Source organism: Tepidimonas sediminis (genome assembly GCF_007556605.1).
GTDB classification, from domain to species: domain Bacteria; phylum Pseudomonadota; class Gammaproteobacteria; order Burkholderiales; family Burkholderiaceae_C; genus Tepidimonas; species Tepidimonas sediminis.
On the sequence record NZ_VJND01000001.1, the window covers coordinates 334,173 to 347,688 of the forward strand.

Below are 13,516 nucleotides of genomic sequence, written 5' to 3' on the forward strand. Positions count from 1 at the left end.
GCTTCTGGGACAATCGCGGGCCTGCATTGTCACCCCTGCGAGCCCCGGATGCTGCCCCACCAGATTGAACTGCTGTCGCCCGCGCGCGACGCCGACATCGGCATCGAGGCGGTCAACCATGGTGCCGACGCGGTCTACATCGGCGGCCCTGGTTTCGGCGCCCGCGCCAACGCGGCCAATCCGCTGCACGAGATCGAGCGCCTGGTGCGCCATGCCCATCGCTACCACGCGCGCGTCTTCGTCACGCTCAACACCATCCTGCGCGACGACGAGCTGGAGGCCGCGCGCCGGCTGGCGTGGCAGTGCCACGAGATCGGGGTGGACGCCCTGATCGTCCAGGACATGGGGTTGCTGGAGCTGGATCTGCCGCCGATCGAGCTGCATGCCAGCACCCAGTGCGACATCCGCACGCCGCAGAAGGCGCGCTTCCTGCAGGATGTGGGGTTTTCCCAGATCGTGCTGGCGCGCGAACTGACGCTGGAACAGATCGCCGCCATCGACGCGGCGCTGGGCCCGCGTGCGGCGCCGCAGCGCGCGGTGCTGGAATTCTTCATTCACGGCGCGCTGTGCGTGGCCTACAGCGGCCAGTGCTACGTCAGCCACGCCTACACCGGCCGCAGCGCCAACCGCGGCGACTGCTCGCAGGCGTGCCGCCTGCCGTGGGAGGTGCGCGATGCGCAGGGACGCATCCTGGCGCGCGACAAGCACGTGCTGTCGATGAAGGACAACAACCAGAGCGCCAACCTGCGCGCGCTCATCGACGCCGGCGTGCGCAGCTTCAAGATCGAGGGGCGCTACAAGGACATGGGCTACGTGAAGAACGTCACGGCCCACTACCGGCGGCTGCTCGACGCCATCCTGGAGGAGCGCCCGGAGCTGGCGCCCTCCTCCAGCGGCCGCTGCACCTGCACCTTCACGCCCGATCCGGACCAGAACTTCAACCGCGAGTTCACCGACTACTTCGTGCGCGGGCGTCAGCTCGACATCGGCGCCTTCGACAGCCCGAAGAACCCCGGTCGGCCGATCGGCTGGGTGGTGCGCGTGGCCGCCGACCACGTCGAGATCGAGACCGACGACCCGGCCACGGAACTGGCCAATGGCGACGGCCTTTGTTACTTCGACGCGCGCCAGCAGCTGGTCGGCCTGCAGACCAACCGCGTCGAGCGGCTCGGGCCGGGGACGGATGGCGGGGTACGCTGGCGCGTCGAGCCCAAAGACGCGGTCGCCACGCTGCGCGACCTCAAGCGCGGCACGCGCGTGCACCGCAACCGCAGCATGGCCTGGGAGCGCCTGCTGCAGAAGAAAAGCGCCGAGCGCCGCATTGGCCTGCACCTGCGGCTGCACGCCGACGGTGACGACCTGGTGCTCACGCTCACCGACGCCGACGGGCACGGGGCCGAGGCGCGCCTGGCCGGTCCGTTCGAGCCGGCGCGCGACGCCGAGCGCCATGCTCGCCAGCTGACCGAAAGCCTGACGCGCCTGGGCGAAACGATCTTTGCCGCCGCCTCGGTGGAGCTGGCGCTGCCGGCGCCGTGGTTCGTGCCGGCCTCGCGCCTCAACGAGCTGCGCCGCGCCGCGGTGCAGGCGCTGCTGGAGGTGCGCGAAGCGGCGCGCCCGCGCGGCCGGCGCCGCCCGGAACTGCAGCCGCCGGTGCCGTACCCGGACGACGTGCTGACCTACCTCGGCAACGTCTACAACCACAAGGCACGCGACTTCTACGCCCGCCACGGCGTGCGCGTCATCGAGGCCGCCTACGAGAGCCACGAGGCGCTGGGCGAGGTCAGCCTGATGATCACCAGGCACTGCGTGCGCTACAGCCTGCACTTGTGCCCGAAGCAGGCCAAGGGCGTGGCCGGTGTGCAAGGCACGATCCGCGCCGAGCCGCTGACCCTCGAGCACGGCGACCAGCGGCTGACGCTGCGCTTCGACTGCAAGCGCTGCGAGATGCACGTGGTCGGGCGGCTGCAGCCGCACGTGCGGCGCCAGCTCCAACAGCAGGTGCGCGAGCAGCCGCTGCGCTTCTACCGCACGCGGCCGCTGCCTGCCGCTGCCCGTGCCTGAGCGGCGTCAGACGTAGGCGGGCACCGGCATCGGCGTGTGGCGCACGTGCAGCGCCAGCCCCAGGGCAGCCATGTGATCGCCGTTGCGGCCGAGGATCGCCTGCGCCAGCGGCAGGAAGGTTTCCTCTTCGTAGCGGGCATGGGCACGGTACTGCGACACCAGGGTCTGCAGGGCCTCGGTGTCGACCTCGAACGCCTGCCCCTTGGCGACCCGCTTCAAGTCCCCCTCGAGCCGCTTCCACAGCGACTCCAGCGCGCGGTGCTCGTCGGTGAGCCGGCGCACGATGGCCTGCAGGCGTCCGCGCTCCTCGGGGGTGGCGCTGGTCAACACCGCCGGAAACAGCTCACGCTCCTCATCCAGATGGTGCTCGAAGATGGCCTCGCAGAAGAACTCCACCGAGCATTCGGCCAGCTCGCGCGCGCGGGCGGCCGGCGCCAGCAGTGCCGGCAGTTCCTCCAGGCCGTCGAGCTTGCGCAGGATGCCGGCGTGGCACTGCGAGAAATCCGCCAGTGGCTGCTGGGCGGCCGGCGTGTCGTCGGGACGGGTCATGGGGCCTCCTCGTGTCGATTCAGATGAACCTCGCCGAAGTCTAGACCGGTGCAACTCGACGGCCTTGACCCCGGTCAAGGCACCGCCGCCCCGCCCCCGTCAGCCTACCCAGCGACGCGCGTTGCGGAACATGCGCATCCAGGGGCTGAACGCCGCCACGCCGCCGCTGACGCCGAGGTCCGTCCAGCTCAGCTGCGCGTTGCGGAACACCCGCTCGGGGTGCGGCATCATCGCGGTGAAGCGCCCGTCCGGCGTCGTGACCGCGGTGATGCCGCCCGGGCTGCCGTTCGGGTTGAGCGGGTAGGTTTCGGTCGGCTGACCGTGATGATCGACGTAGCGCAGGGCGACGAGGACCTGCTCGCGGTCGCCCCGCTGGCCGAAGTTCGCGTAGCCCTCGCCGTGCGCCACCGCGATCGGCAGCCGGCTGCCGGCCATGCCCTGGAAAAAGAGGCTGGGCGAGTCGGTCACCTCCACCAGCGACAGTCGCGCCTCGAAGCGCTCGCTGACGTTGGTGGTGAAGCGTGGCCAGTGCTCGGCGCCCGGGATGATCGAGGCCAGCTCGGCAAACATCTGGCAGCCGTTGCACACGCCCAAGCCGAACGTATCGGGCCGCGCGAAGAAGGCGGCGAACTGCTGCGACAGCTCGGGGTGGAAGGTGATCGAGCGCGCCCAGCCGACGCCCGCGCCCAGCGTGTCGCCATAGCTGAAGCCGCCGCAGGCCACCAGCCCCTGAAAGCCGGCGAGCTGGGTGCGCCCGGCCAGCAAGTCGGTCATGTGCACGTCCACCGCCTCAAAGCCGGCGGCGTCGAACGCGTAAGCCATCTCGACATGCGAGTTGACGCCCTGCTCGCGCAGGATCGCCACGCGCGGCCGCGTCATGTTCAGGTACGGGGCCGCGATATCCTCGCCCGGATCGAAGGTGAGCGCCACGTGCAGGCCGGGGTCGTCGGTGCGCGCCACGGCGGCGTGTTCGGCATCGGCGCAGTCGGGATGGTCGCGCTCACGGCAGATGCGCCAGCTGACCTCGTCCCACGCGGCCAGCAGCTCCGACAGCGGTGCGCCGAAGATGCACTGCGCGTCGCGCCAGATGGTGAGCTCCCCCTTGCCGAGGTCGATCGGGCTGGAGGTCGGGCGCGTCTTGCCGACGACGTGGCTGCAGGCGCCCAGCCCATGCTGCCGCAGCAGCGCCAGCGTCTCGTCGCGCTGCGAGGCCCGCACCTGCAGCACCACGCCCAGCTCCTCGCTGAACAGCGCACGCAGGGTGCGCTCGTGGCGCCGCGGGCCGACCTGCTGCGCCCAGTTCTTGGCGTCGCCGACGTCGGCGCGGCTGTCGGCGATGCCGTCGCCCTCGGTGACGAGCAGATCGACGTTGAGCGCCACGCCCACCCGACCCGCGAACGCCATCTCGGCCACGCAGGCCAGCAGCCCGCCGTCGCTGCGGTCGTGGTAGGCCAGCAGCAGCCCGCGCGCGCGCAGCGCGTTGACCGCCTGCACCACCCGCACCAGATCCTGCGCATCGTCCAGGTCCGGCACCGCGCCGCCGGCCTGTTCGTACGCCTGCGCCAGGATCGAGCCGCCCATGCGGTCGCGCCCGCGCCCCAGATCGACCAGGATCAGCACGGTTTCCTCGTCGCGCGCGAGCTGGGGCGTCAGCGTGCCGCGCACGTCGTCCAGCGTCGCGAACGCCGACACGATCAGGCTGACCGGCGCCACCACCTTGCGCGGCTGGCCATCGGCGCCGGTCCACTGCGTGCGCATCGACAGGCTGTCCTTGCCCACTGGAATGCTGACGCCGAGCTGCGGGCACAGCTCCAGCCCCACCGCCTTGACGGTGTCGTAGAGCGCGGCGTCCTCGCCCGGCTCGCCGCAGGCGGCCATCCAGTTGGCCGAGAGCTTGACGCGCGGCAGCTCGATCGGCGCGGCCAGCAGGTTCAGGATCGCCTCGGCCACCGCCATGCGGCCGGAGGCCGGCGCGTCCAGCGCCGCCAGCGGCGTGCGCTCGCCCATCGCCATGGCCTCGCCGGCCAGGCCGCGGTAATCGGCCAGCGTCACCGCGCAGTCGGCCACCGGCACCTGCCAGGGACCGACCATCTGGTCACGGTGCGTCAGCCCGCCGACGGTGCGGTCGCCGATGGTGATCAGGAAGCGCTTGCTGGCCACCGTGGGATGGCGCAGCACGCGCAGCACCGCCTCGCGCAGGTCGATGCCAGCGCCGTCGAAGGGGGCGGCCACGCGGTGCACGCGCCGGACCTCGCGCCGCATGCGCGGCGGCTTGCCCAGCAGTACCTCCAGCGGCATGTCCACCGGGTTGGCCTGGTCGGCTGCGGTGGCCTGCGGGTCGTGCACCACCAGCCGCGTCTCCTCGGTGGCCACGCCCACCACCGCCAGCGGGCAGCGCTCGCGCGCGCACAGCGCCTGCAGGCGCGGCAGCGCCTCGGGGGCCACCGCCAGCACGTAGCGCTCCTGGCTCTCGTTGCACCAGATTTCCTTCGGCGCCAGGCCGGTCTCCTCCAGCGGGATCGCGCGCAGGTCGAAGCGCGCGCCGCGCCCGGCGTCGTGCACCAGCTCGGGAAAGGCGTTGGACAACCCTCCGGCACCGACGTCGTGGATCGCCAGGATCGGGTTGTCCGCGCCGAGCGCCCAGCACTGGTTGATGACCTCCTGGGCGCGGCGCTGGATCTCGGGATTGCCGCGCTGGACGGAGTCGAAGTCCAGCTCGGCGCTGTTGGCGCCGGTGGCCATCGAGCTGGCCGCCCCGCCGCCCATGCCGATGCGCATGCCGGGCCCGCCGAGCTGCACCAGCAGCGTGCCGGCGGGGAACACCACCTTGTGCGTCTGCTGGGCGTCGATCGTGCCGAGCCCCCCCGCGATCATGATCGGCTTGTGATAGCCACGCTGCACCGCATCGACGTCGGTGACGACGCGCTGTTCATATTCACGGAAGTAGCCCAGCAGGTTCGGGCGGCCGAACTCGTTGTTGAAGGCGGCCCCGCCGAGCGGACCCTCGATCATGATCTGCAGCGGGCTGGCGATGTGCGCCGGCTTGCCGTCGGGCTGGTCCGCCAGCCCACCCCAAAGGCGCGAGACCGAAAAGCCGGTCAGCCCGGCCTTGGGCCGCGCGCCGCGACCGGTGGCGCCCTCGTCGCGGATCTCGCCGCCGGCGCCCGTGGCCGCGCCCGGAAACGGTGAGATCGCCGTCGGGTGGTTGTGCGTCTCCACCTTCATCAGCACGTGCTGCAGGCCCTCGACGCGGCGGTACGCCGGGCTGTGCGTGCCGTCGCCGCTGGCCACGAAGCGCTCGGCCACGTGACCCTGCATGATCGCGGCGTTGTCGGCGTAGGCGACGATGGTGCGGTGCGGCGCGCGCTGGTGCGTGTGGCGGATCATGCCGAACAGGCTCAGCGGCTGCTCGACGCCGTCGATGACGAACTGCGCGTTGAAGATCTTGTGCCGGCAGTGCTCGCTGTTGGCCTGCGCGAACATCATCAGCTCGACGTCGCTCGGGTTGCGCCCCAGCCGCCCGAACGCCTCCACCAGGTAGTCGATCTCGTCGTCGGCCAGCGCCAGGCCCCAGGCGCGGTTGGCCTCTTCCAGCGCCGCGCGACCGCGCCCCAGCACGTCGACGCGCTCCAGCGCCGCGGCCTGAAGCGGCGAGAACAGCGCCGCGGCCGAGGCGACATCGGGCCAGACGCTTTCGGTCATGCGGTCGTGCAGCAGCGCCGCGCACGCCTGCCAGGCCGTCTCGTCCAGTGCGGCGCCGCGCCCGGCCAGCCGCTGCAGCGTGCCCGTCTCCAGCGTCAGCCAGTATTCCGTCACGCGCTCGACGCGCCGCGCCACCAGGCCGCAGTTGCGCGCGATGTCGGTGGCCTTGGACGCCCAGGGCGACACCGTGCCGAGCCGTGGCGAAACCACGATGCGCACGCCCTCGGTCGGCCCGCGGTAGGGCTCGCCATAGGTCAGCAGCGCCTGCCAGCGCTGGCGCTGCGCCTCGTCAAGCGGCGCCTCGGTGGCCACCAGGTGCACGTGCCGCGCCGCCAGCGCGCGGATGCGCGCATCCACCGCCTGCAGCCGCGGCAGCAGCTGGCGGGCCCGGAAGTGGCCGAGCGCGTCGGCCCCGGCGAAAGTGGCGATGTGAACGGCGGGCGTGGCGGTCATGACGGTGCGTTGGGCGGGCGCAGGGGTGCGAACGGCCCGGATTCTACCGGGGGCATCACCGCGGCCTTCCCTGCGCCGCGGCCGCGTTTCATCTTGGGCTGCTGCCGGCTTGGCCCTGTCCGCTTCAGGGTTTGTCCGGGGGAATGCAGGCGCGAACATGCATTATCCTGCATACACCGATCCCCGCACCGTTTCCAACCGAAAAGGAGTTCCGCACCATGATTTCCCGCCGAGTCGTCCTGACGCGCAGCGCCGCCGCGGTCGGCACCGCCGCCACCGGGCTGCTGCTGCCCGAGATCCTGCGCGCCCAGTCGTCCCGCGTGCGCATCGGCTTCATGTTGCCGTACACCGGCACGTTCGCGCAGCTCGGCGTAGCGATCGAGAACGGCGTGCGCATGGCGCTGGAGGAGGCCGGCAGCAAGCTGGCCGGACGTGAAATCGAGTTCTACAAGGTCGACGACGAGGCCAACCCGGCCAAGGGGGTGGAAAACGCCACCCGGCTGGTGCAGCGCGACAAGGTCGACGTGCTGATCGGCACCGTGCACTCCGGGGTGCAGATGGGCATCCACAAGGTGGCGCGCGAAACGGGCGTGCTCAACCTCAACCCGAACGCCGGCGCGCACATCACCACGCGCCAGCAGTGCGCGCCCAACGTCTTCCGCACCAGCTTCACCAACGCGCAGCCGACGCTGGCGCTGGGCCGGCCGATGGTGGAGCGCGGCCACAAGCGTGCGGTGTGGATCACGTGGAACTACGCCGCCGGCGAAGAAGCCTTCGAGGGTTTCGAGCAGAGCTACACCGCCGCCGGCGGCACCATCGTCAAGAAGCTCGGTCTGCCCTTCCCCAACGTCGAGTTCCAGGCCCTGCTGACCGAGATCGCCGCGCTCAAGCCCGATGCGGTGGCCTGCTTCTTCGCCGGCGGCGGCGCGGCCAAGTTCCTGCGCGACTACGCCGCCGCCGGCCTCAACCGCAGCATCCAGCTCTACGGTTCAGGCTTCCTGACCGAAGGCGTGCTGGAGGCGGCCGGGGACGCCGCCGAGGGCGTCATCACCACGTTGCACTACAGCGACGCGCTGGATACTCCGCGCAACAGGCAGTTCCGCCTGAACTACGCCAAGACCTTCAAGCTGCAGCCCGACGTCTACGCCGTGCAGGGTTACGACACCGGGCTGCTGCTGCTGCACGGCGCCAAGGCGGTCGGCGGCGACCTGTCCAACAAGAAGGCCCTCTACGCGGCGCTGGAGGGCGCCGTCATCGACAGCCCGCGCGGCCAGTGGCGCATGAGCAAGGCGCACAACCCGATCCAGGACATCTACCTGCGCCAGGTGCGCGGGCGCGAGAACAAGGTGATCGGCATCGCCGCCAAGGCGCTCGAGGATCCCGGCACCGGTTGCCGCATGGGTTGAAGCACCGCCGACGCCACCGTCATGGATCTGGCCAACGTTCTGATTCAGCTGCTCAACGGCATCCAGTACGGGCTGCTGCTGTTCATGCTGGCCGCCGGGCTGACGCTGATCTTCGGCATCATGGGTGTGGTCAACCTCGCCCACGGCAGCTTCTACATGCTGGGCGCCTACCTCGCGTGGTGGCTGGTGGCTCGGCTCGACAGCCTGCCGCTGGCCATCGCGCTGGGGGCGGTGCTGGCATTGGCGCTGGGCTGGCTGCTGGAGCGAGCGCTGTTTCGCCATCTGTACCACCGCGACCACCTCGATCAGGTGCTGCTGACCTTCGGCCTCATCTACCTGTTCGAGGAGGTGCGCTCGCTGCTGTGGGGAGATGACGTGCACGCCGTGCCGGTGCCGGCGCTGCTGGACGGCTCGATCGCGTTGACCGACACGCTGGCCTACCCGGTCTACCGCCTCCTCGTGATGGGCGTGTGCGTGCTGCTGGCGCTGGCGCTGTACCTGCTCATCACCCGTACGCGTCTGGGCATGCGCATCCGCGCCGGGGCGTTCAACCGCGAGATGGCCGAGGCGCTGGGCGTCAACATCCGCCTCGTGCACGGTGTGGTGTTCGCGGTCGGGGTGGCACTGGCCGTCGTGGCCGGCATGATCGCCGCGCCGCTTTCCAGCGTCTACCCCAACATGGGCGCACCCGTGCTCATCATGTGCTTCGTCGTCGTGGTCATCGGCGGCATCGGCTCGGTGCGCGGGGCGTTCGTCGCCGCGTTGATGGTCGGTCTGGTGGATACGTTCGGCAAGGTGCTGCTGCCGCAGATCGCCAGCATGCTGACCTACATGCTGATGGCTGCCGTCCTGCTCTACCGGCCGGAAGGCCTCTTCAAGCCCTGACGGAGCTCCCCATGTCGACCTCCGCCCATCTCGAACGGCTGCCACGCGGCCTGCAAGTCGCCCTCGGTCTGGGTGCCGTGGCGTTGGCGGCCTTCCCCTGGCTTGGCCTGGAGAACGAACGCTATTACGTCCAGATGCTGACCCAGATGATGATTCTGGCCATCTTCGCGATGAGCCTGGATCTGCTGCAGGGGGTCACGGGGCTCGTGTCGCTCGGGCATGCCGCCTTCTTCGGCCTGGCCGGCTACGTGCTGGCGTTCCTGACGCCGCCGACGGCCGCCCCCAGCCTGTGGTGGACCCTGCCCGCCGCGGTGGCCGCCTCGGCGCTGGCGGCGCTGGTGATCGGCTTCTTCGTCGTGCGCACCCGCGGCATCTACTTCATCATGGTCACGATGGCCTTCGCCCAGATGCTGTACTACCTGTTCTTCGACAACAAGGCGCTGGGGGGCTCCGATGGCCTGTACGTCCTGTTCAAGCCGTCCACCGCGCTGGGCGGGGAGGGGCAGCTGCTCGACCTGGAAAACCCCGTCACGTTCTACTACCTGACACTGGCCTGCCTGGTGGGGGTCTATGCGTTTCTGCGCCGCCTGCTGTTTTCGCCGTTCGGGCGTGTGCTGGCCGGCATCCGTGTCAACGAACACCGCCTGCGCGCCGTCGGCCATGGCACGTTCGCCTACAAACTCGCCGCCTTCACGCTGGCCGGCGCGCTCGCGGGCCTGGCCGGCTACCTGTGGGCGGCCCAGACCGGCTTCGTCAACCCGGAGCTGCTCGGCTTTCATCACAGCGCCCACGCGATCATGATGGTCATCCTGGGTGGCATGGGCAACTTCGCCGGTGCCGTCGTGGGTGCCTTCGCGTTCGAGTACCTGCTGCATGTGTTCAAGGATCTGACCAAGCACTGGCAGCTGCTGATGGGTGCGTTCATCGTGCTGGTGGTGTTCGTCGCGCCACGCGGGCTGATCGGACTGGGGCAGCGGCTGCTGCAGCGCCGCCCTGCCACGGCCGCGCAGCGGCTCGAGACCTCGCTGCAGGGAGGACCGCATGGCTGAGGTGCTGCTCGAGGCCCAGCGCCTGACCAAGCGCTTCGGTGGTCTGACCGCCGTGGACGGCGTGTCGCTGACGCTGCGGCGCGACCGCGTGCACGCCGTCATCGGCCCCAACGGGGCCGGCAAGTCCACGCTGACCAACCTGCTGTCCGGGGACCTCGCCCCCACCGCCGGCCGTCTGCTGCTGGGCGGACGCGACGTGACCGGCGCCGCGCCCGAAACCATCGCCCGCCTCGGGCTCGGCCGCAGCTACCAGAAGACCAACATCTTCCTTCCCTTCACCGTGTGGGAGAACGTGCGCCTGGCGGCGCAGGCGCGCGCGTCGTGCGCGGCGCGCTGGCTGACGCGCGCCGACAGCCTGGCCACCGTCAACCGGCGCGCCGAGCGGGCCCTGGAGCTGGCTGGCCTGACCGCGCGTGCGCAGCGCATCGCCGGCACCATCAGCCACGGCGAGCAGCGGCAGCTCGAGATCGCCATGACGCTGGCCACCGAGCCGCAAGTGCTGCTGCTGGACGAACCCCTGGCCGGCATGGGCACCGCAGAGGCCGAGCGCATCGTCGAGCTGCTGCGCTCGATCAAGCGCGGCCATGCCGTGATGCTGGTCGAACATGACATGGATGCGGTCTTCGCGCTTGCCGACGAACTGACGGTGATGGTCAACGGACGCGTGATCGCCACGGGCGAGCCGGCCGCCATCCGCGCCGACGCGGCCGTGCGCGCCGCCTATCTGGGAGAGGATGCGTGAGCGAGGCGCTGCTGATCGAGACACGCGGGTTGCACACCCACTACGGCGCCAGCCACATCCTGCACGGCATCGATTTCACCGTGCGGCGTGGCGAGACCATCGGCCTGATGGGCCGCAACGGCATGGGCAAGACGACACTGCTGAAGACGCTCATGGGGCTGGTGCGGCCCAGCGCCGGCGAAGTGCGCATCAAGGGCCGCGCAACGCAGCGGCTGGCGACGTACGAGATCGCGCGTCTGGGCGTGGCCTACGTGCCGGAAGGGCGCGGCATCTTCGGCAACCTCAGCGTCCGCGAAAACCTCCTCATGGCCGCGCGCCCCGGGGTCGATGGCCGCCGCGACTGGACCTTCGAGCGCGTGCTCGAGACGTTTCCCCGCCTGGCCGAGCGGCTCGATCACGGCGGGCAGCAGCTCAGCGGCGGCGAGCAGCAGATGCTGACCATCGGCCGCGCGCTCATGACGAATCCGGACCTGCTGATCCTGGACGAGGCCACCGAGGGACTGGCGCCGCTGGTGGCGCGCGAGATCTGGCGCATCTGCCGCCTCATCCGCGACAGCGGCATCAGCAGCATCATCGTCGACAAGAACTGGCGCCACGTCACCCAGATCACCGACCGCAACGTGATCCTGGTCAAGGGGCGCGTCGTGTTCGAGGGGGCGTCACAGGAACTGACGGCGCGCCCGGACGTGCTGGAGCGCCACCTCGGCGTCTGACGCGCGGCCGCCTGCCCGGCCCGAAGACAAAAAACCGGCAGGCCCCGATGGTCCTGCCGGCACAGGAGGCAGGGCGCGGGCCCCATGCTCCCGCGCCCTCACGTCCGCGTCACTGGTTGACGGGCGATTTCGGATCGAGCAGCAGCGCCATGATGTGCTTGATCTGCTGCTCGTTCAGGATGCCGCGGTGGCCGGCGCTCGGCATGCGCGTGCAGGCATTGAACGCGCGCGAGTTCCAGATCTTGGCCCACGTGTACTCGATGATCGGTTTGGCCGCCGGGCTGTCGGGATCGGTCACGCCGCGCATCTTGCCATAGTTCCACAGGCTGGGGCCGAGCGTGCCGTACGAGATCTCCTTCTTGTCGATCTGGTGGCAGTTGTAGCAGTTGCCGCCATTGACCGTCTTCTCGTTGTCGCTCCAGGTCAGGCCGCGGCCGCTCTGGGCGATTTTCTCGCCCTCGCGCCAGTCCCCGAGGAACTTGCCGTCGCTGGGCCATTTGACCGACTTCAGCGCCGCTTCCTCGATGGCCTTCTCGACCTTCGGATCGAGCGGCTTGCCGGTCACCTCGGACTCCCAGCACGCCTTGCGTGCCTCGTCCTGCTCCAGCCGGTCGAGCTTGGCGATGCCACGCTCGACGAACGAGGCCTTGACCACCTCGGCCGTCATCTTGTCGTACTCGGCCGCGCTGCGCGCACCGGTTCCGCAGCCGGCCAGCAGCGCGGCCGCGGTGATCGTGCTCAGGGCAACAAGGGTCTTCTTCATCACGACGTCTCCTGATTCAGCGCTTGATGGCGGGGGCGGCGTTCTTGGCGCCCTTGGCGTTGACGCCCATGTACATGCTCAGCGCGATGGTCACGTCACTGCCGAACTTGGGCTCGGGGAAGCGCTGCTGGCGGAAGCAGTCGTTGAGGCGCCACTGCATGCTCCACATCTGGCCGTTGGAGACACGATACGCCGGCCAGGCCGCAAAGCCGACACCGTCGCCCGGGTTCTTGGTCAGATTCGGCAGATCCTGCAGGCGGATGCGCTTGCCGTCCTCGGAGTGGCAACTGGCGCAGGAGAAGTCGTGCGGGCCGCCGCGCATGAAGAACAGCCGCTTGCCGATCTCGTACATGTCACGCTCGGCCTGCGTGTTGAACGGCAGGTTGAACGGCATCCCCTTCGATTCGGAGGCCACCCACGTGGCGATGGCGACCACATCCGCCGTCAACCCCTTGGTGAAACTGCGCGCGCTGACCTCGCTGACGTCGAGCCCCTGCAGCTTCTCCATGCACCAGACGATGCGGCTTTCCAGGTCCATCACCCGGCCGGCGTCGGGGAAGAAGCGCGGCAGCTCCACGAACGCACCCTTGACGACGCCCGGACCCTTGCCGAGGTCGCACTGCTCCAGCGACGCGTTCCTCGGGCCGCGCTTCTGTTTCCACAGCGACTCGCCCTTGGCCTCGAACAGCTCGGCGGGGTTGCCGTCCTGCAGCATCGCGCGGTATTCCTCGATGCCTTTGGAGGCATCGATGTCCTGGCTCCAGGCGGCTGCGTGGACCAGCGCCACGGCAGCTGCACCCAACATTGTCTTCTTCATCATGGGATTGCCCTCTGGTCGGTGGGGAATGATGAGAAAGTTCAGGCGATGGTGGCCTCGTCGGTGCGCGACTCGCCCTTGTTGTCGGTCCACTTGACCACCACCTTGTCGCCCTTGGCCGCACCCTTGAACTTGAAGCTCAGGAACGGGTTCTGCGACACCGCCCCGCTCCACTGCGCCTTGAGCACCTCGCGCCCATTGTGCGTGGCCACCACGTCCGTGATGTAGTGCGCCGGCACCAGGTTGCCCGACGCATCGCGCCGCGTCCCGGGCTCCATCGGGTGGCTCATCAGCACCCGCACCGTCGTCACGCCACCGGCCTCGTTGGCACGGATGCGCATCGGATCTGCCATCTTCGCTCTCCTTCGTCTCTGTG

The 13,516-nt window shown here is 69.8% G+C and carries 11 protein-coding genes; 6 read left to right on the forward strand and 5 right to left on the reverse strand.

Translation table 11 applies throughout. The features are described from left to right. The first annotated feature begins 48 nt into the window (after positions 1-48). A complete protein-coding gene (locus Tsedi_RS01570; protein WP_143892878.1) occupies positions 49-2,061 on the forward strand; it encodes a peptidase U32 family protein in 2,013 nt (670 codons plus the stop codon). Positions 2,062-2,067: 6 nt separating this feature from the next. Here Tsedi_RS01570 and Tsedi_RS01575 read toward each other — a convergent pair whose 3' ends face one another. Beyond that, complete coding sequence (locus Tsedi_RS01575; protein ID WP_143892880.1) at positions 2,068-2,610, reverse strand: hemerythrin domain-containing protein; 543 nt, start codon at positions 2,608-2,610, stop codon at positions 2,068-2,070. Positions 2,611-2,709: 99 nt separating this feature from the next. After that, positions 2,710-6,765, reverse strand: a complete 4,056-nt coding sequence (gene purL / locus Tsedi_RS01580) for a phosphoribosylformylglycinamidine synthase (RefSeq protein ID WP_143892882.1) — start codon at positions 6,763-6,765, stop codon at positions 2,710-2,712. A gap of 218 nt (positions 6,766-6,983) precedes the next feature. Between purL and Tsedi_RS01585 the strand changes: the two genes are divergently transcribed. From Tsedi_RS01585 to Tsedi_RS01605, 5 genes are read left to right on the forward strand one after another with little or no spacing between them, the layout of a single operon-like run. Beyond that, on the forward strand, positions 6,984-8,171 hold the full coding sequence (locus tag Tsedi_RS01585) for an ABC transporter substrate-binding protein (RefSeq protein WP_143892884.1): 1,188 nt from the start codon (positions 6,984-6,986) through the stop codon (positions 8,169-8,171). 21 nt (positions 8,172-8,192) lie between these two features. Further along, positions 8,193-9,056 (forward strand): branched-chain amino acid ABC transporter permease, encoded by an 864-nt coding sequence (locus Tsedi_RS01590; RefSeq protein ID WP_143892886.1) that lies wholly within the window; start codon positions 8,193-8,195, stop codon positions 9,054-9,056. Between the two features lie 11 nt (positions 9,057-9,067). Continuing rightward, positions 9,068-10,105: a branched-chain amino acid ABC transporter permease gene (locus tag Tsedi_RS01595; protein WP_143892888.1), complete on the forward strand. Its 1,038-nt coding sequence runs from the start codon at positions 9,068-9,070 to the stop codon at positions 10,103-10,105. Continuing rightward, positions 10,098-10,847, forward strand: a complete 750-nt coding sequence (locus tag Tsedi_RS01600) for an ABC transporter ATP-binding protein (RefSeq protein ID WP_143892890.1) — start codon at positions 10,098-10,100, stop codon at positions 10,845-10,847. The genes Tsedi_RS01595 and Tsedi_RS01600 overlap by 8 nt, the downstream gene beginning before the upstream one ends. Further along, positions 10,844-11,560, forward strand: coding sequence for an ABC transporter ATP-binding protein (locus Tsedi_RS01605; RefSeq protein WP_246099136.1), 717 nt, complete (start codon positions 10,844-10,846; stop codon positions 11,558-11,560). Before Tsedi_RS01600 ends, Tsedi_RS01605 begins: the two co-directional genes overlap by 4 nt. Positions 11,561-11,669: 109 nt before the next feature. Here the strand turns inward: Tsedi_RS01605 and soxX are convergent, their stop codons facing one another. The 3 genes from soxX to soxZ are packed head-to-tail and all read right to left on the reverse strand — an operon-like array spanning position 11,670 to position 13,493. Then, positions 11,670-12,326 carry a sulfur oxidation c-type cytochrome SoxX gene (gene soxX / locus Tsedi_RS01610; RefSeq protein ID WP_425472709.1) on the reverse strand — a complete coding sequence of 219 codons (657 nt, stop codon included), beginning with the start codon at positions 12,324-12,326 and terminating at the stop codon, positions 11,670-11,672. 13 nt (positions 12,327-12,339) lie between these two features. Next, positions 12,340-13,140, reverse strand: a complete 801-nt coding sequence (gene soxA / locus Tsedi_RS01615) for a sulfur oxidation c-type cytochrome SoxA (RefSeq protein ID WP_143892894.1) — start codon at positions 13,138-13,140, stop codon at positions 12,340-12,342. Positions 13,141-13,181: 41 nt separating this feature from the next. Then, positions 13,182-13,493, reverse strand: a complete 312-nt coding sequence (gene soxZ, locus Tsedi_RS12255) for a thiosulfate oxidation carrier complex protein SoxZ (RefSeq protein WP_143894210.1) — start codon at positions 13,491-13,493, stop codon at positions 13,182-13,184. Between the last annotated feature and the right edge of the window lie 23 nt (positions 13,494-13,516).

Coding starts and splice junctions, on each gene's coding strand:
- soxA (WP_143892894.1), bottom strand. CDS start 13,140: ATGAAGAAGACAATGTTGGGTGCAGCTGCCGTGGCGCTGGTCCACGCA.
- Tsedi_RS01570 (WP_143892878.1), top strand. CDS start 49: ATGCTGCCCCACCAGATTGAACTGCTGTCGCCCGCGCGCGACGCCGAC.
- Tsedi_RS01590 (WP_143892886.1), top strand. CDS start 8,193: ATGGATCTGGCCAACGTTCTGATTCAGCTGCTCAACGGCATCCAGTAC.
- Tsedi_RS01585 (WP_143892884.1), top strand. CDS start 6,984: ATGATTTCCCGCCGAGTCGTCCTGACGCGCAGCGCCGCCGCGGTCGGC.
- soxZ (WP_143894210.1), bottom strand. CDS start 13,493: ATGGCAGATCCGATGCGCATCCGTGCCAACGAGGCCGGTGGCGTGACG.
- Tsedi_RS01575 (WP_143892880.1), bottom strand. CDS start 2,610: ATGACCCGTCCCGACGACACGCCGGCCGCCCAGCAGCCACTGGCGGAT.
- Tsedi_RS01595 (WP_143892888.1), top strand. CDS start 9,068: ATGTCGACCTCCGCCCATCTCGAACGGCTGCCACGCGGCCTGCAAGTC.
- purL (WP_143892882.1), bottom strand. CDS start 6,765: ATGACCGCCACGCCCGCCGTTCACATCGCCACTTTCGCCGGGGCCGAC.
- Tsedi_RS01600 (WP_143892890.1), top strand. CDS start 10,098: ATGGCTGAGGTGCTGCTCGAGGCCCAGCGCCTGACCAAGCGCTTCGGT.